Origin of the sequence: Streptomyces sp. NPDC050121 (assembly GCF_044460385.1) — a bacterium.
Taxonomy (GTDB): Bacteria; Actinomycetota; Actinomycetes; order Streptomycetales; family Streptomycetaceae; genus Streptomyces; species Streptomyces soliscabiei.
Genome location: NZ_JBITJV010000006.1, coordinates 338,100 through 358,762, shown reverse-complemented (window position 1 = coordinate 358,762; position 20,663 = coordinate 338,100). Strand labels below are relative to the sequence as shown.

Sequence of the window (20,663 nt, the reverse complement as noted above, 5' to 3'; positions counted from 1 at the left end):
CGGAGTCGGCCGACGTGAAGCCGATGGTGCTGCTCACCGGGTAGTTGCCGCCGCGGAGATAGACGTTGATGTCTCCGGTCATGTTGTCGTTGACCGTGCGCACGACGTCCCGTGCGTGCTGCAGGGTCTTGAACGGCGCGGTGATCGTCCCGGCGTTGGCGTCGTTACCGTTGGGGGCGACGTAGTAGGTCGCCTGGGTCGCGGCCGAGGCCGGGACCGCCGTCGTGAGGGAGGTCAGCAGCACCGCGGGGAGAACCACCGCGAGCGCTGCCGACAACTTCCGAGTGGTGGAGGTGACAGGCTTCATCGTCTGCCCCTCCTGCTGGTGCGGACGGTCGGGAATGCCTTCATGCGGCGGCTCCGGGGGTGTTGTCGGTGCGGTTGACGCGGATCTTCGTCGCCCGGCCCTTGAGCGGGCCGAGGCTCAGAAGCGTGGGTGGCAGACCTCGCGGACGAGGGGACGACGTCGCAGCGGCAGGGCGGTAAGGACTCCGCGGCGAGGTGGTCGACTGCGGGTGTCATCGTGTTCTCAGGCCCTTCAACAGCACGAGCGCCGACGGTCAGTCGCAGGCGGGGAGGCGGTAGAAGGCGGTCGCGGTGCCGGCGAGCACCGCGTGGATCTCGGTGTCGGAACAGCGGTCGAGCAGTTCGTCCACGGTGGCGGCCCAGCGGTTCCAGCCGCCCGCGAGATTCGCGACCGGCCAGTCGGAGCCGAACATCAGCCGGTCGGGGCCGAAGGCGGAGAGCAGGACGTCCCACACCGCGCGGACGTCGTCGACGGTCCACTTCTCGTGGTCCGCCTCGGTGATCAGCCCCGACACCTTGCAGACCACCTGCGAATGTGCGGCCAGTAGACGCAACCGGCTTTCCCAGTCGGCCAGTTCACCGTCGGCGATCGACGGCTTGCCGGCGTGGTCGAGCACCTGGGGCAGGTCCGGGAAGCGCTCGGCCAGCCGGATCGCCTGGTCGAGCTGGTGGCTGCGGACGAGCACGTCGTAGCAGAGCCCGCGGTCCCGGACCGCCGCCAACCCGCGTTCGACATCGGGGCGTTGCAGCCATTCCGGATCCGTCTCGCCCTGCACGAGATGACGCAGGGACCGCAGATACGTACCGCCCGGCCCGGCGAGCAACCCGTCCAGCAGCTCGCCGACCCCCGGGGACGTCAGGTCCGCCCAGCCGACCACGGCCCCGATCAGCGGCTCCCGCTCCGCGAGCGCGAGCAGGTCCTTCGTCTCGGGCACGTCCGGCACGCACTGCACGACCACCGTGCTGTGCAGTCGGCGGCCCGCGATGGGCTGGGTGGCAGCGGTACGCAGGTCGTCGGGGGTGAAGGTGCGACGGATCGTTGCCAGTGCGGGGTCGTCGAGCCAGGGCTGGGGACGCTGGGCGAGGTCCCACAGGTGGTGGTGGGCGTCGATGAGCGGGGCGGTGGTGGGGGTCACTGACGGTCCAGGTCGGGTCGGTCCATGAGCGGGTTCAGGTGCCAGATCTCGGGGAGCTCCGTCCACTGGCGGGAGTCGCCCCGGTCGGGCCAGGGCTCCTGGCAGGGGTCGGTGAGCTTCCACCACTGCTGGGTCTCGGGGTCGGCTTCGAGGGCGGCCATGTCGGCCTCGAAGTCGTCGCCGTGGTACTCGAAGTAGGCGAACAGGACGTCACCGTGGAGGAAGATGCTGAAGGTGCGGATGTTCGACCGGTGCAGGGCGGCTTCGACGCCGGGCCAGACGGCCGAGTGCAGCTCGAGGTACTCTTCGCGGCGCTCGCGTCGGAGTCTGATGGTCTGGGCGACGCGCTTCATGCGGCTTCTCCCTCCGTGCCCGGCGAGGGCGGGCCGGCCGGGGTGTCGAACGGAGTGCGGTAGCTGGGGGTGCCGGCGCGCAGCCGGAGACGCAGGGTGAGCTTGACGCGGCTGGAGGCGGGCAGCCGGACCGTCAGGAAGGTGCTGTCGCAGACCTGCTCCGACTCGGTGACGACGGGCTCGGCGTGGCCGTAGTCGTACATGTCCCCGATCCAGCCGTCGTCCGCGCAGGTCGTGTACCGGACAGCGGCGATGGTGTGCTCGGCGAAGGCGCCCGCCTGGACGATCAGCGTGCGCTCGGCCTCGGGGGAGAGGTTCACCAGCTCGACGGTGGTCGCGTCGGGGTCGATGCAGGTGACCAGAGCGGCCACGTCCGGCGGCAGGCCGGCACGGCGGGCCTCGGCGTCGTGGTAGCGCAGCCGGGCCTGCTGCAGGCCGCCGTTGTACAGCACCTGGGGGCCGCCCCAGGTCAGCTGGACGAGGGCCTCGGTGACCACGGGGTTGGACTGCTGCCACACGTGGATGTCGGCCTCGGGCACGTCCAGGTCGCGGTAGCGGTCGATGCGCCGCAGGCGGTGGCGGACCTGGGCCTGGGCGGTGGCGAGGATCCGCTCGGGGTAGCCGGGGTCGTCCCCGGCGAGGAAGGCGAACCATGCCTTCTCGTGCCCGGACTCCTCCTTGGACCGGAACGGCCGCACGGTACGCCAGTCGATGCCGTCGGCCTCACGCAGCCCCTCCAGCCGGGCGCGGTCGGCGCCTGCGGCCGTGTGATGCCACAGGGCCACCGGTACCGGCGCGGTGACGGGGTTGTAGTCGAACCAGCCCGCGTCGTTGCGGCGGAACGGAACGTGGAACGTGGGCGTGTGGATGTCGGGGCCGAGTTCGACCGCCCACTTGGAGGGGAGGCTGGAGTCCGCCTCCGTGTGGGGCATCACCTTGCCGCGGCCGATGAGGGCGTCCAGGGAGGTCGCGACCATGGAGAGACAGTCGTCGTCGCCGGTGACCGTGGCCGCCGCCAGCGCCGCCACACAGGCCGCGTGGCCCACGCTGTGCCAGCCGTGCGGCCAGGACCAGCCGTAGTGGCCGCCGTACCAGCGGCCCTCCAACAGGCTGCCGACGACACCGTCCGGGCCTGCGTTGTCCGGGACGAGACCGCCGTTCGCCTCGGTGCGCTCCCGCCACGCGCCCACGTACTCGACGATCCAGTCGCGGTAGCGGTCCTCGCCGGACAGGATCCAGGCGTTGAGGACCAGCCCGGCCGCGGCGAGGTTGACCGCGGTGTCGCCGACGCCCATCCGGTCCCGCATCTGCGCGCCGAGCCGCGGGTCCGCCGAGAGCGGGAAGGGGCCGCCGTCCGCCTCCGGGATCCAGTCGAGCGGGAAGCCGTACGTCTGCGCCTCCTTGAGCAGCCAGGGATAGACGTCGCCGTCGAACAGGCCCGTGCGGTCGGGGTCGCTGCCGTTGTGCGGGCGGGTGATGACGCGATGCTCGGGGTCGTAGTTGCTCTTGGCCGGGTCGACGTACAGCTCGGCGAAGCGCAGGGCGCGCTCGGACCAGCGGTCGGGGGCGGCCATGCACAGGAAGTAGAGCAGCAGCAGGCTCTCGCCCTGATGGAACCAGTCGTAGCCGCGCTCGAACTCGTCCCGCAGCATGCCCAGTTCGGTGAGCTGCCGGGTCACGCCCTCCCAGTGCTTCTCACTGGCGGGCAGCAGATCGTCGGCGCCCCCGAGGAGATACAGCTGGGGCCAGTTGAAGAACACCTCGTAGAAGTCGTCCACACCGTCGCGGGTGGTCAGCGGGCCGGAGTAGTTCAGTTGTCCGTCCGGGCCGGTGAAGTCGCGGGCGAAGCGCCGCCAGGCGTGGTCGAGGAGGTCGAACAGGGACCGCTGGGCCACGGCCCAGCCGGGTGGTTCGAGCAGCGGCACCCGCGCCTCGATCTCGGGTGGTGCGACCGGGTGGTCGCAAGGGGCGTCCTCGGCCGTGGCGCGGTCGGCAGAGCTGAAGGGCATGGGAGATCTCCGTTCGGGGCGGGCGGCGGGACGGCGCGCGCCGGGGGCGACGGCCGGGCGGCCGGGACGGGCCGCTATTCCTTGGTGGCGCCGGCGAGCATCCCGCTGACCAGGAAGCGCTGGGCGAAGAGGAAGACGATCAGCACCGGCGTGATGGCGACGAGCGTCGCCAGAGCCAGCTGCGGGCGCTGGATCGCCAGGTCACCGACGGTCGGATTGAAGGACGGCACGTTGCTGAGCAGGGTTCCGACGCCCACCTGGATGGGCATCTGGCTGCTCTCGGGGAGCATGACGTACGGCAGGAAGTAGTTGGTCCAGTTGGCGACGAAGCTGAAGAACCCCACGAGCGCGATGACCGGGGTCGCCAGCGGCAGCGCGATGTGCCAGAAGACGCGGAACTCCGAGCAGCCGTCCATCCGTGCCGCGGCCAGCAGGTCCTTCGGTACGGCGGTGCTGAAGTAGATGTATGTCAGGTACACGCCGAACGGGTAGAACGAGTACGGCAGGATGATCGACCACATCGTGCCGATCAGATGCACCGCGTTGATCTCCAGGAACAACGGCACCACCAGGGTGGCGTTCGGCATGAGCATCACGACCAGGGTCGCGACCAGCAGGGTGTGCCGGCCGCGGAACTCGGTCATGGCCAGGGCGTATCCCGCGGGAATGGCGACACCGAGAGTGATGACCAGCGAGATCGCCGCGTAGAGAGCGGAGTTGCCCAGCCACTGCATGACGGCGTTGTCCTGGAACGCCGTGAGCGCGTCCCAGTTGGCCTTCAGTGCGTGCAAGGAGCCGAAGGACAGCGGGTTGTCGTGGACCAACTGCTGGTCGGTCTTGGTCGCCGCGAGGACGAGCCACAGCACCGGCAGCACGAAGAAGGCGAGGAACGCGGCCAGCACGGATCCGGTCAGCAGCCGGGAGGCCAGGCGCCCTACGGGCGGGCGACGCGGCGGCTGGAGGTGGTGAGATCGGCTCATGAGGGGCGCTTCCCGTTCCGAGCTCGCGGTGGCGGCGACGGGACCGCCAGAGGTTTTAGTCGGCATCGAAGAACCCCGACCGTGCGACGAAGACGGCGGCGGCCGACACGCTGACGACCAGGAGCTCCACCGAGACCGCGGCGGCGCCGTTGATGTTGTTCATCTGGAAGGCGAAGTCGTACGTCAGCTGGTTCAGCGAGTAGTCGCGTCCGGCGACGCCCACGCTGGCGAGGGACAGCAACTGCGGCTCCACGAAGAGCTGGGCGCCGCCCGCGAAGGCCAGGATCACCATGTACACGATCCACTTGCGGAGCATCGGGATCTGCACGTGCCAGGCGGTCTGCCAGGCGCCCGCGCCATCGATGCGCGCGGCTTCCATGACGTCCGTGGGGATGTTGTTGAGCGCGCCGTACATGACGACGATCCAGCCGCCCGCGCCGGTCCAGAACGCGATGACCGTGAACAGCAGGGGCAGGTTGCCGGGCGCGATCACCTCGCCGAAGGTGTGGAACCCCATCGCGCCCAGCAGCGAGCTGACCGGGCTCACCGTCGGGTCGAGCATGAACAGCCACACCAGCACGCTCGCGGCGCCGGCGAGCGCTCCGGGGACGTAGTAGAGGAAACGCAGCGCCTTGCCGACGGAACCCGAGGCCAGGCGGTGCAGCAGCAGTGCCAGGGCCACCACGAACACCACCAGGGACAGGAGCCAGCAGGCGAGGTAGACGCCGACATGGCTCACGGCGTCCAGGAAGCGGAAGTCCTGTGCCGTGGTGACGAAGTTGGCGAAGCCGGTGACCGTGCCTCCGGCGTCGGTGAAGGCGAAGTAGACCGCGTAGGCGGTCGGTAGGACGCCGAAGGCGACCAGCAGGACCACGTAGGCGGCGACGAAGGCCATACCGGCCCGGCTCTGCCGGGCGGCGCCGCGACGGCGCCGGGCGGCAGAGCCGGCCGGGGAGTGGGTGAGGGTCACTGGGAGACCTTGTATCCGTTGGACTTGGCGTACTTGACGATGGAGTCCTGCCAGGCCGGCAGCATCGAGACGACGCTCTTGCCCTGGGTCAGGCCGGGCTTGACGGTGGCGGCCCAGATCGCCTCCTGGCTGAACTGCCCCGAGCCCCAGCCGGGCCAGACCTGGGAGGACGCGGCCTTGAGGGCGCTCAGGTCACCGGCGAAGTAGCCGGAGGCGTCCTGTCCCTTCAGCCAGGTGTCCGCGGCGGGCGCGTATGCGGGGAAGCCCGGAGCCTTGGCGCCCTGGTAGGCGTTGTCCGTCGTGACCCACTTCAGGAAGTCGGTGGCGGCCTTGATGTGCGCGGAGTGCTGGGACAGCAGCCAGGTGCCGCCGCCGACGTTGCCCGTGGACGGCGAGGTCTCCCCCTTCCACTGCGGGATGGGCGCCGCCGCGATCTGCTTGGCCGGCGTCTTGAAGGTGCCCTTGAACAGCGCGCCGCCGTACCAGGCGGGGCCGGGCATGAGCAGGACCTTGTCGGTCTTGTTCTTGCCGAAGTCGGTGCTGAAGACCCCGCTGATGGACATGGACCTGTTCTTGATCAGCACGTCCATGAGCCCGGCCATCTTCGTGCAGGCCTCGCTGGAGGTGTTCACCGACACAGCCTTCGGTCCGGTGATGTGGTTGGCGCCGCACTTGCTCGCCCACAGGTAGATCTCGGGGGTGAAGGAGTCGCCGGCGTCGCCCACCAGATAGCCGGGGTGCTCCTTGGCCACCTTCTCGCCGAGCGTCTGGTACTCCTCCCAGGTCGTCGGAACCTGGTAGCCGAACTTCTTCAACAGCGGCGCGTTGTACCAGAGCACTGCCTGGGAGAGGTCGTTGCGCAGACAGTAGACGGTGCCGCCCACCGTGCAGACGTCGTTGGCGCCGGCGGCGAAACCGGTCAGGGTCGCGGTGGGGATCAGGCCCTTGTCGAGGGGCGCGGCGAAGCCCGCGTCGACCGCCCAGGTCGCCTCGTTGTTCTGCGAGCTGAACACGACGTCCGGCCAGCCCTTGCCGGTGCGGTTGAACAGCTGGACCTTGGTCTGGAGATAGTTCGAGCCGTTGGCGTCGCCGTCGTAGGTGACGATGTCCAGCTTCACGTCCGGGTGCTGCTGCTGGTACAGCTTCGCGGCGTCCACGCGGGTCGCGTCCACCCAGACGGTCAACGCGCCGTCCTTCTGCGGCACCTGGGCGAAGCCGTCCTTGGTCGTCGTACCCGTGGCGCCGCCGCCGCAGGCAGTCAGGGTGAGCGCCGCGGTGGCCGCGCAGCCGGCCAGCAACGCCACACGCCTCTTGCTGGACGCCCTCTCCCGGCCGGACGAAGGCTTGTTGACGGTCATGTGCGACTCCACTGGTTTCACAGGGCGCCCCGACCAGGGGTGGCACGGCGCGCGAAGGTGAGGCGACGCCAGGCCGAACCGGTCGGGCGTCGGGGACCGCGGACGGCCGTATCGCGTGCCGTCGCGGAAGAAATTAGCCGCCTTATCGAGTGAATCGTCAAGGGTTTGTGCAGCCTTCTCCCCGGCGATCTGCGGATGACGGTGCAACGCAGAGTCGAGGAATGCCCTATAAATTGCTATTTGCGTCAGTTGTGCCTCTTGCTTCCTGCTTCACAAAGAAGGACCCATCCGCTTGATGAGTACGACTCATCGAGGTTTGGGATACGATGGGCACGGCTCCACGGCGATCAGCCGTCCCAGTTGCGTCAGCCAGGAGGCAGGACAGATGAACGACACGCCCGCGGCCCAGGCGGCCTTGCCGACGCAGGCGCCCGCGGTTGTCACGGCAGCGGTGAGCGGCGCGGACGAGCGGCGTGACTACCGGCCCGGCTACGAGGTCGTGGCGGAGCGGATTCTCGAGTTCATCGCCGAGGCCCGTCTGTCGGCAGGTGATCGGCTGCCCACGGAGAACGATCTGGCGCAGAGGCTGAACACCAGCAGGGCGGTGGTGCGGGAGGCCGTGAAGATCCTTTCGGCGCTCGGCCGGGTCCGGGCGCACAAGGGGCGCGGACTGTTCGTCGCGGACGACGAGGGCATGCTCCTCACCAGCCGCTGGGGCGGCTTCTTCCGCCCCGTCGACCTCGATCACGTGCTCATGCTGTTCGAGTTCCGCAGGGTCCAGGAGACGGCCGCGAGCAGTCTGGCCGCCACCCGGGCCACGCCTGCCGAGCTGCGGACCATCGAGGTGGCCATGCAGCAGTGTCGGCACGGGTTCGTCCACGGTCAGGTCGACGAGTTCAACCAGGCGGACGAGGACTTCCACATGGGCGTCGCCGTCGCCTCGCACAACACCTTCCTCGTCAGCGCCGTGCGGGACGCGCGACGACTGCAGCGACAGTCGAGCGCGATCGGGATCCACGACAAGCTGGGCGAGGGCACCGAGGCGGCGGTCGAGGAGCATGAGGCGATCTACCGGGCCATCCGGGACGGCCTTCCGGACGAGGCGGCCCAGGCCACGGCGGCGCATCTCGACAGGACGCTCGAGGACTACCGGCGAGAGATCCAGCGGCGGCTGTTCGGTTAGGGGCTGTCGTTCGGATCACGCCGCGGGCGCGGGCGCGGGGCAGGGCAGCGGGTGACATGCGTTAGCGTGGCGGGTGTTTTGACGGCGAGCCTCGGGCTGGTCGTGCTGGTGAGAGGCGCAGTGGGGGTAAACGTGCAGGTCGGGGTGGCGTCATGAGGATTCTGCACACTTCCGACTGGCATCTGGGCCGGGCGTTCCACCGGGTGAACATGCTCGGCGCCCAGGCCGAGTTCATCCGTCACCTCGTCACCACCGTGCGCGAACGCGAGGTCGACGCGGTGCTCGTGTCGGGAGACGTGTACGACCGCGCGGTGCCTCCGCTCGCCGCCGTGGAGCTCTTCGACGACTGTCTGCACCGGCTCGCCGACCTCGGCGTGCCCACGGTGATGATCTCCGGCAACCACGACTCGGCCCGCCGTCTCGGCGTCGGCGCGGGCCTCATCGGCCGCGCGGGCATCCACCTGCGGACGGACCCCACGGCGGCCGGCACACCGGTCGTCCTTCACGACGCCTTCGGCGACGTCGCCTTCTACGGCCTGCCCTATCTCGAACCCGCCCTGGTGAAAGACGAGTTCGGCGTGGACAAGGCCGGCCACGAGAGCGTGCTCGCCGCCGCCATGGACCGCGTCCGCGCCGACCTCGCCGCCCGCGCGCGGGGGACGCGTTCCGTCGTCCTCGCCCACGCCTTCGTCACCGGCGGCGAGCCAAGCGACAGCGAGCGGGACATCACCGTCGGCGGGGTCGCCTCCGTGCCCGCCGGGGTCTTCGACGGCGTCGACTACACGGCACTCGGGCACCTGCACGGCTCCCAGACCATCACCGAGCGGGTCCGCTACTCCGGCTCCCCGCTGCCGTACTCCTTCTCGGAGAGCGCGCACCGCAAGACCATGTGGCTCGTCGACCTCGGCGCCGGCGGGGAGGTCGGCGCCGAGCGGATCGACTGCCCGGTGCCGCGCGCGCTGGCCCGTCTCCGCGGCCCCCTGGAGGCGCTGCTCGCCGATCCCGCGCTCGCCCGCCACGAGGACGCGTGGATCGAGGCGACGCTCACCGACGCCGTCCGCCCGGCCGACCCCATGGCCCGGCTCACCGAGCGCTTCCCGCACACCCTCAGCCTCGTCTTCGCCCCCGAGCGCGCACCCGACGACCCGGACGTCTCCTACGCCCGCCGCCTCGCCGACCGCAGTGACCAGGAGATCGCCGAGGACTTCGTGGCCCATGTGCGCGGAGCGGGCCCCGACGCCCACGAGCAGGGCGTGTTGCGGGACGCCTTCGACGCGGTCCGCGCGGACGACGCCGTACGGGAGGTGGCGCGGTGAGGCTGCACCGGCTCGACCTCACCGCCTTCGGCCCGTTCGGCGACCCCCAGACCGTCGACTTCGACGAGCTGTCCGCCGCCGGGCTGTTCCTGCTGCACGGCCCGACGGGCGCCGGCAAGACCTCGGTCCTGGACGCCGTCTGCTACGCGCTGTACGGCTCCGTACCGGGCGCCCGGCAGAGCGGCCAGGGCCTGACCCTGCGCAGCGACCACGCCGCGCCCGCCACCCGCACCGAGGTCACCCTCGAACTCACCGTCGCGGGCCGCCGGTTGGAGGTCACCCGGCAGCCGCCGCATGAACGCGCCAAGAAACGCGGCAGCGGCACCACGGTCGAGAAGGCCCAGAGCCGGCTGCGCGAGTACGACCCCGTGGCCGGGGCCTGGAAGGATCTCAGCCGCTCCCACCAGGAGATCGGCGAGGAGATCACTCAGCTGCTTGGCATGAGCCGCGAGCAGTTCTGCCAGGTCGTGCTGTTGCCCCAGGGTGATTTCGCGCGCTTCCTGCGCGCCGACGCCGAGGCCCGCGGCAGGCTGCTCAGCCGCCTCTTCGACACCCGGCGGTTCGCCGAGGTCGAGAAGCGGCTCGCCGAGCGTCGTCGTACCACCGAGGCACGCGTGCGTGAGGGCGACTCCGCGCTGCTCGCCGACGCGCACCGGATGCAGCAGGTAGCCGGGGACGCCATGGAGCTGCCCGAGCTCGACCCGGGCGAGCCGGGGCTGGCCGGGGCGGTGCTCGCCGCGGCCGCCGTCGCCCGCAGCACCTCCCGCGAGCTGTTGACGACCGCCCACTGCGGCCGCCTGGCCGCCGAGTCCGCGCAGGCAGCCGCCGAGCGCACCCTGGAGGAGGCGCGGGAACGGGCCCGGCTGCAGCGGCGGTTCACCGAGGCGCGGGAGCGGGCCGCGCTGCTCCAGGAGCGGGCCGACGCCCACCGGGAGGCGCAGGCGCGGATGGAGCGGGCCCGGAAGGCGGAGGCGGTGGCGCCGGCACTGGAGCTGCGCGAGGCCGCCGACGCCGAGCACACGACGGCGTCGGCACGTGCGGCACGCGCGCGTGCCCTGCTTGCGCAAGGGTACGCGGACGCCGGAGCCGCCGGCCTCGCCGCCGCAGCCCGGCGGGCCGCCGAGGAGTTGGGCGGGCTGGAGTCGGCCCGCCGGGGCGAGCGGCGGCTGGCCGACCTCGTCGCCGAGCGCGCCGACCTGGACCGGCGGGAGCGGGGCGACGAGGAAGTCCTGGCGGAGACCGAGGCCTGGCTCGCGGGCTGGGGCGCCGTCCGTGCGGGTCTCCAGGCCCGCATCGAGTCCGCCCAGGAGGCCGCCACCCGCGCCGAACAGCTCGACGGCCGACGCGAGCCCGCGCAGCGGCGCCTGAAGGCGGCCCGACTGCGCGACGAACTGGCCCATGACCTGGAGGCGGCCAGGCGCACGGCCCTCACCTCCGGCGAGCAGGCACAGACGGCCCGCGCGCACTGGCTCGACCTCAAGGAACAGCGCCTCAACGGCATCGCCGCCGAGCTGGCCGCCACCCTCACCGCCGGCGAACCCTGCGCCGTCTGCGGTGCCACCGAACACCCGGCGCCCGCCCGCAAGGTCGCCGGGCACGTCGACCGCGAGGCCGAGGAGCAGGCACTCGCCGCATACCAGCGAGCCGAGGAGCGCCACACCGAGGACGAGCAGAGACTCGGCCTCGTCCGGGAGGCCCTTGCCGCCGCCACCGCCGAGGCGGGCGACACCCCGACGGACCGGCTCGCCCTTGACGTCCAGGAGGTGGAGCAGGCCTACGCCCTGGCCCGGCGGGAGGCCTCCGCGCTGCATCCCGCGCGCGAGGAGCTTCGCCAGGCCGAGCAGGAACACGAACGCCGTACGGCGGCGCAGCGCGAGGCCGCGGTGCGGGCGGCGTCCCGGGTGGGCCATCGCGACCGCCTGGAGCGTGAACGGGCGGCGCTGGAGGAGGAGTTGACGCAGGCGCGGGGCGCGGCGGAGAGCGTCGCGGCGCGGGCCGCGGAACTGGAGCGGCAGACGGCCCGGCTCACCGAAGCGGCCGACACCGCCCGCGTCGCCGAGGAGAGCGCCGAGCGCCTCAAGGCCGCCGACGGCCGCCTCGACGAGGCCGCCTTCCGGGCCGGTTTCGACACCCCGCAGGCCGCCGCCGACGCTCTCCTCGACGACACCGCCCACCGCGAGCTGCAACGGCGGCTGGACGCCTGGCAGTCCGAGGAGGCCGCCGTACGGGCCGTCCTCGCCGAACCCGAAACGGCGGCCGCCGCGCAGCAGCCGCCCGCGGACCTCGCCGCCGCGGAGCGGTCGGCGGCCGACGCGGCCGAACGCCTGCGGGCGGCAGCCTCCGCCCAGGACGCCGCCGCCCGCCGCTGCACCGAGCTGGACCAGCTCTCCGCGCGCGCGGCCGACGGCGTGCGGCGGCTCGCCCCGCTGCGCGAGGAGTACGACCGGGTGGCCCGCCTGGCCGGTCTCACCGCGGGCACCTCCGCGGACAACGAGCGCAAGATGCGCCTGGAGGCGTACGTCCTGGCGGCCCGCCTCGAACAGGTGGCCGCCGCCGCGACCGTACGACTGCGGCGGATGTCCTCCGGGCGCTACACCCTCGTCCACTCCGACGACCGGGCCGGACGCGGGCGCAGCGGGCTCGGTCTGCATGTCGTCGACGCCTGGACCGGGCGCGAGCGGGACACGGCCACGCTGTCGGGCGGCGAGACCTTCTTCGCCTCACTCGCCCTCGCCCTCGGCCTCGCGGACGTCGTCACCGACGAGGCGGGCGGGGTCCGCCTGGACACCCTCTTCATCGACGAGGGCTTCGGCAGTCTCGACGACCAGACCCTCGACGAGGTCCTCGACGTCCTCGACTCCCTGCGCGAGCGCGATCGCAGCGTCGGCATCGTCAGCCATGTCGCCGACCTGCGGCGGCGGATCCACGCCCAGCTGGAGGTCGTCAAGGGGAGATCGGGGTCGGCGGTGCGGCAGCGGGGTCAGTGACCGACCGGGCGCCGGGGGAGCGGTGAGGAGTAGACGACGCTGGTCGTGACCGACCCCAGCGCGCCGATCCTGCCCGACACCTCCTCCAGGTGCCGCATCGAACGCGTGGCGACCTTGATCACGAAGCAGTCGTCGCCCGTCACATGGTGCGCCTCCAGGATCTCGGGCGTGACGGCCACCAGGTCGTGGAACGGCTTGTAGTTGCCGTGGGGGTAGCGCAGCCGTACGAACGCCAGGATCGGCAGCCCCAGCCGCTCGGGGTCCACGACGGCTGCGTACCCCTGGATGACGCCCGCCTCCTCCAACCGCCGCACCCGCTCGGTGACGGCGCTCGCCGACATCGCCACGGCCCGTGCCAGGTCGGCGAAGCTGGCCCGGCCCTCGCGCTGGAGGACCTCGAGGATGCGCCAGTCGGTGGCGTCCGGGGAATACGCGGTCATGGCCCGAAGGCTGCAGGGGAATCCCCGGCAAGGCAAGGCCGACGCCGGGGAACGCCCCTTCAAGGAGATGATCACCGGTCGTAGATTTCGGGACACCGGATTTCGGGACACCGGATTTCCGGTCATCGGATTTCCGGTCATCGAAAATCCGGTCGGAACCGCTACGGAAGGCCCCGCCATGACCGTCACGACCGCCGTCAACCCCGTCCTGCGGGTCGCTCCCGCCGCGCCGGCCGAGGCCGCCGCCTACTTCCGGGCGAGCCTGGCCTTCCACGCGGACGTCTCCGACGTGGCCGCGGCCCTCGCCGCCGACGGCGACCCCGGCTTCGTCGTCCTGGACTGCCGTTCCACCGAGTCCTGGGACCAGGGGCACCTTCCGGGCGCCGTCCACCTGCCCACCGCGCTCATCCCCGAGCAGGCCGAACAGCTCCTCGACGCCGGCGTGCCGGTCGTGACGTACTGCTGGGGCCCCGGCTGCAACGGCGCCACCCGCGCCGCCCTGGCGCTCGCCGAACTCGGCTACCAGGTCAAGGAGATGCTCGGCGGCTTCGAGTACTGGGCGCGTGAGGGCTTCGAGTTCGAGACCTGGGAGGGCCGGGAGCGGCGCGACACCGACCCGCTCACGGCTCCCGTGGACGCGGAGAACTGCGGCTGCTGACGGCCGAGTCGCCCGGTCGGTCCCGCACGACCTCCGTCGACGGACCCGGGTGGAACGAGGGTGGGGCAGGCAGGCGGGCCGGAGGACAGCGAAATTCCGCAGCCCGCCGGCCCGGCTCCGCCCCCCCCCGAGGCTCAGAGCCGCGCCAGCTCGTCCACCAGGTCGTCCAGACCCAGCGAACCCTGCGAAAGGGCCGCCATGTGCCAGGACTTGAGGTCGAAGGCGTCACCGTGGCGCTGCCGGGCCTTCTCCCGGCCCAGCAGCCAGGCCCGTTCGCCGAGTTTGTAGCCGATCGCCTGGCCGGGGATGGTCAGATAGCGGGTCAGCTCGCTCTCGACGAAGTCCGCCGGGCGGCTGCTGTGCGCGCCGAAGAACTCCTGCGCCAGCTCCGGAGTCCAGCGCTCACCCGGGTGGAACGGCGAGTCCGCCGGGATCTCCAGCTCCAGGTGCATGCCGATGTCGACGATGACCCGCACCGCCCGCATCATCTGCGCGTCCAGGTAGCCGAGCCGCTGCTCCGCGTCGGTGAGGAAGCCGAGCTCGTCCATCAGCCGCTCCGCGTACAGCGCCCAGCCCTCGGCGTTGGCGCTGACCATGCCGATGGACGCCTGGTAGCGGGAGAGGTTCGCGGCGATGTGCGTCCACTGCGCGAGCTGGAGGTGATGGCCGGGGACGCCCTCGTGGTACCAGGTGGAGACGAGGTCGTACACCGGGAAGCGGGTCTGGCCCATCGTCGGCAGCCAGGTACGGCCCGGACGCGAGAAGTCCTCCGACGGGGGCGTGTAGTAGGGGGCGGCCGCGCTGCCGGGCGGGGCGATCCGCGACTCCACCCTGCGCACCCGCTCGGCGAGTTCGAAGTGGGTGCCGTCGAGCGCGTCGATCGCCTGGTCCATCAGGCCCTGCAGCCAGTCGCGGACCTCGTCGACGCCCTCGATGTGCTTGCCGTGCTCGTCGAGGCGGGCCAGCGCCACCCAGGGGGTGTCCGCGCCCGGCAGGATCCGCTCGGCTTCCTGCTTCATCTCGGCGAGCAGCCGGTGGTACTCCGCCCAGCCGTACGCGTACGCCTCGTCGAGGTCGAGGTCGGTGCCGTTGTAGTAGCGCGACCAGCGGGCGTACCGCTCCCGGCCTACGGTGTTCGGCGCGCCCTCGGCCGTCGGCGCGTACACGTCGCGCACCCAGTCCCGCAGCTGTACGACCGCCGCGGTCGCCGCACGGGCCGCCTCGTCCAGTTCGGCGCACAGCGCCTCGGGCAGCGCGGCGGACAGCGCCTCGGCGCCGGTGGCCACGAAGTCCTCGAACCAGCCGCGACCCGCGCCGTCCGTGTCCGACCACTGGGTGAGCTGTTCGACGAACGTGGCCGTCGGCCGCGGCGCCGCGTACAGCTTGCGCTCCAGCCCGAGCGTCAGGGACTCCCGGTAGCCCGCGAGGGCGGCCGGGACCGCGCGCAGCCGCTCGGCGATCGCCGTCCAGTCCTCCTCGGTCTGCGTGGGCGTCACGGTGAACACCTCGCGCACATGGTGCGCGGGCGTGCCCATGTTGCCGATGGAACGCAGGCCCTCGTCGGCCTCGTGCACACCGAGTTCCGCGGTCAGCCGCTCGCGCAGCAGGCGCGCGCACCGGCGCTCGATGTCACTGTCCGCGCCGGGCCTCCGCTCCGCCTCGTCGAGCTTGGCCAGGGTGTCGCGCGCGAGCCGCGCGATCGCCTCCTGGCCGGCGGGCGAGAGGTCGGGCAGCCGACTCGAACTGTCCTTCACACCGAGATAGGTACCGGTCACCGGGTCGAGGGCGATGAGGTCGTCGACGTAGGCGTCGGCGACCTCGCGGGGCAGCGGGCTGTTGGTCTGTGACATGCGCCCCATCCTCGTACGCGGCGGCGTCGCACGTCACGGCGTTTGTCCCGAACCCGTCGGCGGCAGCAGCGGTCCGCACTCCCACTGCTGGAAAATCAGCCGCGTCTCGACCCGGGCGACCTCCCGCCGTGCCGTGAACTCGTCGAGGACGAGCCGCTGCAGATCCGCCATGTCCGCAACGGCGACATGGACGAGATAGTCGTCGGGCCCGGTGAGGTGAAAGACGGTCAGCGCCTCCGGCAGCGCCCGGATCCGCTCCACGAAGGGCCCCACCAGCTCCCGCCGGTGCGGCCTGACCTGCACGGACAGCAGCGCCTGCAGACCGCGGCCCAGCTTGGCCGGATCCAGCCGCAGCTGATGCCCGAGGATCACGCCGGAGCGGCGCAGCCGCGTCACCCGGTCCAGGCACGTCGACGGCGCGACGCCGACCTGCGCCGCGAGGTCGCGGTAGGTGGCCCGGGCGTCGTTCTGCAACAGCCGCAGCAGATGCAGATCGACCGGGTCCAGTACGACTGATTCGGCCATATATCGAACGTAGCACGGTGCTCGACGTATGCGACCCGTTCGATGTTCACCCTGCGGTCCATGGACTCAACCGCTGCGAGCACGCACGCGTACCACGGTGTACGTACGTCTGGAGCGACCCGCGCACTGGCCACCGAGGCCGTGCACGCCGGGCGGGACGACCTGGCCCGGCAGGGCCTGCACGCCCCGCCCATCGACCTGTCCACCACCTACCCGTCCTACGACAGCCGCGCCGAGGCCGCCCGTATCGACGCGTTCGCCGCGACCGGCGTGGAGCCGGAGGGCCCGCCCGTCTACGGCCGGCTGGGCAACCCGACGGTCGCCCGCTTCGAGACGGCTCTCGCCCGGCTGGAGGGCGCCGAGAGCGCCGTCGCCTTCGCCAGCGGGATGGCGGCGCTGAGCGCGGTCCTGCTCGCGCGCGCCGCGACGGGCCTGCGGCACGTCGTCGCCGTCCGCCCCCTGTACGGCTGCAGCGACCATCTGCTGACCGCGGGACTGCTCGGCTCCGAGGTCACCTGGACCGACCCGGCGGGCATCGCCGACGCGTTGCGCCCCGACACAGGCCTGGTCATGGTCGAGTCGCCGGCCAACCCGACCCTCGCCGAGGTCGACCTGCGGGCCGTGGCCCACGCCTGCGGGTCGGTCCCGCTGCTCGCCGACAACACCTTCGCCACGCCCGTGCTGCAACGTCCCCTCGAGCAGGGCGCGCGGCTCGTCCTGCACAGCGCCACGAAGTACCTGGGCGGGCACGGGGACGTCCTGGGCGGCGTGGTCGCCTGCGACGAGGAGTTCGCCGGACAACTACGGCAGATACGTTTCGCCACCGGTGGTGTGCTGCATCCGCTGGCCGGCTATCTGCTGCTGCGCGGCTTGTCGACGCTTCCGGTGCGGGTGCGGGCCGCGTCGGCGACCGCCGCCGAACTGGCCCGGCGACTGGCCGCCGACCCGCGTGTCGCCCGCGTCCACTATCCGCGCATCGGCGGCGCGATGATCGCCTTCGAGGTGTCCGGCGACCCGCACGAGGTGATCGCGGGCGTCCGGCTGATCACCCCGGCCGTGAGCCTCGGCAGCGTCGACACGCTCATCCAGCACCCGGCGTCCATCAGCCACCGCATCGTGGACGCGCACGAGCGCCGGGGCGCGGGCGTGAGCGACCGGCTGCTGCGGCTGTCGGTCGGGCTGGAGGACGTGGAGGATCTGTGGGCCGATCTGACGGGGGCACTGGGGCCGGTGCGCGCGCCGGGGACGTCCGTCACCGTATGAAGAAGGGCCCGGCGGCGCCCCGCCGGGCCCCTCACACGTGATGCGCCGGGGTCAGTCGCGTGTGACGCGTTCTCCGTGCCGGCGGGGCGTCTCGTGCGCCGCGTTCTTCTCCAGGCGGGCGGTGATCACGAGCGTCCCCTCCTCGATCTGGTAGTCGAGGGGCAGGCCGAGGCCGCGCATGGCGGCGACCATGCCCGTGTTGGAGGCCTGCGTCACGGCGTACACGCTCTCGCAGCCCGCCTCGACGGCCATGGCCACCAGCCGGCCGAGCAGTTCGGCGCCGATGCCGCGGCGCTGCCACTGGTCCTCGACCAGCAGCGCGACCTCCGTCTCGTCGCCGTCCCACAGCAGGTGGCCAAGGCCGACGACGCGGCCGGACGGCGTCTGCACGGCCAGAGTCTGGCCGAAGCGGGGACTGAGCAGGTGGTTGAGGTAGCGGTCGGCGTCGACGACGGGCCCGTGGTAGCGCATCCCGAGCGTGCGGGCCGAGCACCGCTCGTGCATCGCCTTCGCCGCCTGCACGTCACCGGTGTCGGCCCGGCGCACGGTGATGTCGTCGCCCTCGGGCAGCGTCAGCACGTCCTGGCCGAGCGGGACCCGCGGCCCGAGCCGGGCGTCGAGCTCCACCAGAGCACGCGCGCGTGCGAACTCGGTCGGGGTGAACGGCAGATACGGCCGCTCCACGGCGATCACTCCGCCTTCCGGCGCCCGCAGCCGCATCACGGTCTCCTCCAGCACACCCTCCACGGGTACGCCCTCCGACCCCCGGCCGCGGGTTCCGGCCGTGGCGGGCAGCGAGCGGATCGTGCACCGGCCGAGCAACTGCCGCAGAGCCAGCGGCAGTTCGGCCGCGTCCAGGGCGGTGCGGGTGGCCAGGCCCAGGATCCGGGTCGGCGCGTCCACCAGATCGTGGGCGTCGGCCCGTTCGATCCAGGTGCTCGAGCCGCCCGCCCGCGCGACGGCGCGGGTGATCTCGGCCGCCGCGAGGGGTCCCGGGGCGCGCAGCAGGAACTCGTCGACCGTGTCCTCGCCCAGCGGGTGGGTCTGCAGGCTCAGGATGTCCACCCGGTGGCCGGCGAGCGCTGCGCACAACGCCGCCAGCGACCCCGGAGCGTCCTTCACGGTCGTCCGCATCCGCCACAGGGCGCTCTCCTCGGCGACCCCGGAGGGCAGCTCGGACGGCCCGGCCTGCGGCTCCTCGGAGTGTGGCCGGGCATCGGTATCGCCCGTCGGCGGCGCGTGACCGTGGCGGCGTGCCCACCATGTGTGGAAGCCGGCCGTGGCGACGAGCAGGGCGGCGGAGACGGCCAGCAGCGCCGGGCCGTCGGGGCCGTGGCCCACCAGGTTCGCCACACCGTCGGCCACCGCGACTGCCGTGAAGAGCGCGGCGAGTTCCACCACGTCCCGCCGCCAGTGGTGCACAGGGCGTCCGCGTTTGGCACGCGTCACATCAGACATGTCTCGAGTCATGCGGCCACTGTGGAGGAACGGTGTTGCGTGATCACGAACGCATTGTGACCGACGGGTAAAGGTTCCTAATGCCCGTTTTGTTAATTCTTTTACGATCGCATCGCGCGTCGCATGCCGTGCGTCGCGGCTGTCACGACCGCACCGCGCACCGGGGGATGACGCCGATGCGCGGCACGTGGTGTCGAGACTACGGGACGCCGGACCGCACGCCCGACTACTGCCCGACCCGTCCCGGCTGCAGCACCTGCGTGAACAGCACCGTGCCGTCCTGCTCACGCAGCCGGACCGTCAACTCGCCGCTGTCGCCGTCGATGTCGACCTCGCCGAAGAACTGGTAGCCGGCCGCCGGCGAGACGTTCGCGGCGGCCGGCGCCTTCACGAACACCCGCTCCGGACCGAAGGTGTTGTCGAGCGCGCTGGCCGGGAAGGCGCCCGCGTTCAGCGGCCCGGAGACGAACTCCCAGAACGGCTCGAAGTCGGTGAACGCGGCCCGCGACGGCTGGTAGTGCTGCGCCGAGGTGTGGTGCACATCGGCCGTCAGCCACACCGTGCCGGTGATCCGCCGGTGCTTGATGTACCGCAGCAGCTCGGCGATCTGCAGCTCACGGCCGAGCGGCGCGCCCGGGTCGCCCTGCGCGACGGCCTCGATGTTCGCCCTGCCCTCGGTGGCGTCCGGCACGACCAGCCCCAGCGGCATGTCGGCGGCGATGACCTTCCACACCGCACGCGAGCGCGACAGCTCCCGCTTGAGCCACTCCAGTTGCTCGGCGCCGAGGATGCCCTGCGGGTCCACCCTCTGGTCGTCGGGCGAGTTCGCGTTGCGGTACGTCCGCATGTCCAGGACGAACACGTCGAGCAGCGGGCCGTGCCGCACGACCCGGTGGACGCGGCCCTCCTTGGCGCCCGGACGCAGCGTCGAGATCGGGAAGTACTCGCTGAACGCCCGCCGCGCCCGCCCCGCGAGCACGTCGACGCTCTTCTCGGTGTAGCGGGCGTCGGAGGCGGCGATCACCTCGCCCGGGTACCAGTTGTTGCGGACCTCGTGGTCGTCCCACTGGATGATGGACGGCACCTGGGCGTTGAACCGGCGCAGGTTCTCGTCCAGCAGGTTGTAGCGGAAGTTGCCGCGGAACTCGGCGAGGGTCTCGGCGACCTTCGACTTCTCCTCGGTGGTGATGTTCCGGTAGAGGCTGCCGTCGGGCAGCGCCTGCGCAGCCGTGATCGGTCCGTCGGCGTAGATGTTGTCGCCGCTGCACAGGAAGAAGTCGGGGTTGAGCTTGGCCATCGCGTCGTAGATGCGGTAGCCGCCGATGTCGGGGTTGATGCCCCAGCCCTGGCCGGCGAGGTCACCGGACCACAGGAAGCGCACCCCGTGACGACGTCCGAGCGGCGCGGTGCGGAAGGTGCCGGTCACCGGCTCGCCGGTGCGACGCGGGTCGTCGGGGTCGGCGAGCAGCACACGGTAGTGGATCTGCTCGCCGGCGGGCAGTCCGTGCAGCCGGGTCGTGCCGGTGAAGTCCGTGCCGGCGCCGAGCAGCGGGCCGTGCCAGCGGCGGGCGCCCCGGAAGGACTCGGTCGCCGCCGTCTCGACGACCATCCGCGCCGGACGGTCGGAGCGCACCCACACCAGCCCGGAGTCGGACGTCACGTCCCCGGTCTGCACACCCCAGCCCGCCTTGGGCCGCCCGGACAGCGCGAAGGCGGGAGCGGCGCCGAGCGCGGCGGGCAGGGTCAGGGCCGCGGAAGCGGCGAGCGAGCCGCGCAGGACGCTGCGGCGCCCGGGAAACGGACTGGGTGACATGGAGGGGCCTCCAGGGACGGGATCCGGCCGGTGTGCACAGCCACAAGTACTGGTGCGC

At 71.9% G+C, this 20,663-nt stretch carries 16 protein-coding genes and 1 pseudogene; 5 read left to right on the top strand and 12 right to left on the bottom strand.

From position 1 onward, the window contains the following. The 7 genes and pseudogenes from ACIBTS_RS12770 to ACIBTS_RS12740 form a co-directional block, all read right to left on the bottom strand. Positions 1-307, bottom strand: a pseudogene (locus tag ACIBTS_RS12770) (right-handed parallel beta-helix repeat-containing protein); the annotation flags it as partial. 253 nt (positions 308-560) lie between these two features. Then, complete coding sequence (locus tag ACIBTS_RS12765; protein WP_399318870.1) at positions 561-1,442, bottom strand: amidohydrolase family protein; 882 nt, start codon at positions 1,440-1,442, stop codon at positions 561-563. Then, the gene (locus ACIBTS_RS12760) at positions 1,439-1,795 is read right to left on the bottom strand and encodes an L-rhamnose mutarotase (RefSeq protein WP_399318868.1); all 357 of its coding nucleotides are present in this window, start codon (positions 1,793-1,795) and stop codon (positions 1,439-1,441) included. Before ACIBTS_RS12760 ends, ACIBTS_RS12765 begins: the two co-directional genes overlap by 4 nt. Then, positions 1,792-3,804, bottom strand: a complete 2,013-nt coding sequence (locus ACIBTS_RS12755; RefSeq protein ID WP_399318866.1) for a hypothetical protein — start codon at positions 3,802-3,804, stop codon at positions 1,792-1,794. The genes ACIBTS_RS12760 and ACIBTS_RS12755 overlap by 4 nt, the downstream gene beginning before the upstream one ends. Positions 3,805-3,878: 74 nt before the next feature. Continuing rightward, on the bottom strand, positions 3,879-4,784 hold the full coding sequence (locus tag ACIBTS_RS12750; protein ID WP_399318865.1) for a carbohydrate ABC transporter permease: 906 nt from the start codon (positions 4,782-4,784) through the stop codon (positions 3,879-3,881). A 55-nt stretch (positions 4,785-4,839) separates the two neighbouring features. Next, on the bottom strand, positions 4,840-5,754 hold the full coding sequence (locus tag ACIBTS_RS12745) for a sugar ABC transporter permease (protein ID WP_319670518.1): 915 nt from the start codon (positions 5,752-5,754) through the stop codon (positions 4,840-4,842). After that, positions 5,751-7,112, bottom strand: coding sequence for an ABC transporter substrate-binding protein (locus ACIBTS_RS12740; RefSeq protein WP_399318862.1), 1,362 nt, complete (start codon positions 7,110-7,112; stop codon positions 5,751-5,753). Before ACIBTS_RS12740 ends, ACIBTS_RS12745 begins: the two co-directional genes overlap by 4 nt. A gap of 385 nt (positions 7,113-7,497) precedes the next feature. Here ACIBTS_RS12740 and ACIBTS_RS12735 point away from each other — a divergent pair, with 385 nt between their 5' ends. From ACIBTS_RS12735 to ACIBTS_RS12725, 3 genes are all read left to right on the top strand, one after another. After that, positions 7,498-8,295 (top strand): FadR/GntR family transcriptional regulator, encoded by a 798-nt coding sequence (locus tag ACIBTS_RS12735; RefSeq protein ID WP_079663701.1) that lies wholly within the window; start codon positions 7,498-7,500, stop codon positions 8,293-8,295. A gap of 152 nt (positions 8,296-8,447) precedes the next feature. Next, positions 8,448-9,611, top strand: coding sequence for an exonuclease SbcCD subunit D (locus ACIBTS_RS12730; protein WP_399318860.1), 1,164 nt, complete (start codon positions 8,448-8,450; stop codon positions 9,609-9,611). Then, positions 9,608-12,598 carry an AAA family ATPase gene (locus ACIBTS_RS12725; RefSeq protein WP_399318859.1) on the top strand — a complete coding sequence of 997 codons (2,991 nt, stop codon included), beginning with the start codon at positions 9,608-9,610 and terminating at the stop codon, positions 12,596-12,598. The genes ACIBTS_RS12730 and ACIBTS_RS12725 overlap by 4 nt, the downstream gene beginning before the upstream one ends. Here ACIBTS_RS12725 and ACIBTS_RS12720 read toward each other — a convergent pair. Then, the gene (locus tag ACIBTS_RS12720) at positions 12,592-13,038 is read right to left on the bottom strand and encodes an Lrp/AsnC family transcriptional regulator (protein WP_399318857.1); all 447 of its coding nucleotides are present in this window, start codon (positions 13,036-13,038) and stop codon (positions 12,592-12,594) included. The genes ACIBTS_RS12725 and ACIBTS_RS12720 overlap by 7 nt on opposite strands. Before the next feature lie 178 nt (positions 13,039-13,216). On the opposite strand from ACIBTS_RS12720, the gene ACIBTS_RS12715 reads away from it, so the two are divergent. Beyond that, positions 13,217-13,696 carry a rhodanese-like domain-containing protein gene (locus tag ACIBTS_RS12715; protein ID WP_399318856.1) on the top strand — a complete coding sequence of 160 codons (480 nt, stop codon included), beginning with the start codon at positions 13,217-13,219 and terminating at the stop codon, positions 13,694-13,696. Positions 13,697-13,830: 134 nt separating this feature from the next. Here the strand turns inward: ACIBTS_RS12715 and ACIBTS_RS12710 are convergent, their stop codons facing one another. Continuing rightward, on the bottom strand, positions 13,831-15,546 hold the full coding sequence (locus ACIBTS_RS12710; RefSeq protein ID WP_399318855.1) for a DUF885 domain-containing protein: 1,716 nt from the start codon (positions 15,544-15,546) through the stop codon (positions 13,831-13,833). A 33-nt stretch (positions 15,547-15,579) separates the two neighbouring features. Beyond that, on the bottom strand, positions 15,580-16,071 hold the full coding sequence (locus ACIBTS_RS12705; protein WP_079663707.1) for an Lrp/AsnC family transcriptional regulator: 492 nt from the start codon (positions 16,069-16,071) through the stop codon (positions 15,580-15,582). 60 nt (positions 16,072-16,131) lie between these two features. Here ACIBTS_RS12705 and ACIBTS_RS12700 point away from each other — a divergent pair, with 60 nt between their 5' ends. Continuing rightward, entirely contained in the window at positions 16,132-17,334 is a 1,203-nt protein-coding gene (locus ACIBTS_RS12700; protein ID WP_399318853.1) for a trans-sulfuration enzyme family protein, read from the top strand. Positions 17,335-17,385: 51 nt separating this feature from the next. Here ACIBTS_RS12700 and ACIBTS_RS12695 read toward each other — a convergent pair whose 3' ends face one another. After that, a complete protein-coding gene (locus ACIBTS_RS12695; protein ID WP_399318895.1) occupies positions 17,386-18,756 on the bottom strand; it encodes a GNAT family N-acetyltransferase in 1,371 nt (456 codons plus the stop codon). Positions 18,757-19,018: 262 nt separating this feature from the next. After that, positions 19,019-20,605, bottom strand: coding sequence for an alkaline phosphatase D family protein (locus ACIBTS_RS12690; protein WP_399318851.1), 1,587 nt, complete (start codon positions 20,603-20,605; stop codon positions 19,019-19,021). Positions 20,606-20,663 lie beyond the last annotated feature (58 nt).

Excerpts from the sequence above, each read along its gene's own strand:
- ACIBTS_RS12690 (WP_399318851.1), bottom strand. The coding sequence starts at position 20,605 with ATGTCACCCAGTCCGTTTCCCGGGCGCCGCAGCGTCCTGCGCGGCTCG.
- ACIBTS_RS12740 (WP_399318862.1), bottom strand. The coding sequence starts at position 7,112 with ATGACCGTCAACAAGCCTTCGTCCGGCCGGGAGAGGGCGTCCAGCAAG.
- ACIBTS_RS12720 (WP_399318857.1), bottom strand. The coding sequence starts at position 13,038 with ATGACCGCGTATTCCCCGGACGCCACCGACTGGCGCATCCTCGAGGTC.
- ACIBTS_RS12705 (WP_079663707.1), bottom strand. The coding sequence starts at position 16,071 with ATGGCCGAATCAGTCGTACTGGACCCGGTCGATCTGCATCTGCTGCGG.
- ACIBTS_RS12710 (WP_399318855.1), bottom strand. The coding sequence starts at position 15,546 with ATGTCACAGACCAACAGCCCGCTGCCCCGCGAGGTCGCCGACGCCTAC.
- ACIBTS_RS12700 (WP_399318853.1), top strand. The coding sequence starts at position 16,132 with ATGGACTCAACCGCTGCGAGCACGCACGCGTACCACGGTGTACGTACG.
- ACIBTS_RS12735 (WP_079663701.1), top strand. The coding sequence starts at position 7,498 with ATGAACGACACGCCCGCGGCCCAGGCGGCCTTGCCGACGCAGGCGCCC.
- ACIBTS_RS12730 (WP_399318860.1), top strand. The coding sequence starts at position 8,448 with ATGAGGATTCTGCACACTTCCGACTGGCATCTGGGCCGGGCGTTCCAC.
- ACIBTS_RS12760 (WP_399318868.1), bottom strand. The coding sequence starts at position 1,795 with ATGAAGCGCGTCGCCCAGACCATCAGACTCCGACGCGAGCGCCGCGAA.
- ACIBTS_RS12715 (WP_399318856.1), top strand. The coding sequence starts at position 13,217 with ATGACCGTCACGACCGCCGTCAACCCCGTCCTGCGGGTCGCTCCCGCC.
- ACIBTS_RS12750 (WP_399318865.1), bottom strand. The coding sequence starts at position 4,784 with ATGAGCCGATCTCACCACCTCCAGCCGCCGCGTCGCCCGCCCGTAGGG.
- ACIBTS_RS12755 (WP_399318866.1), bottom strand. The coding sequence starts at position 3,804 with ATGCCCTTCAGCTCTGCCGACCGCGCCACGGCCGAGGACGCCCCTTGC.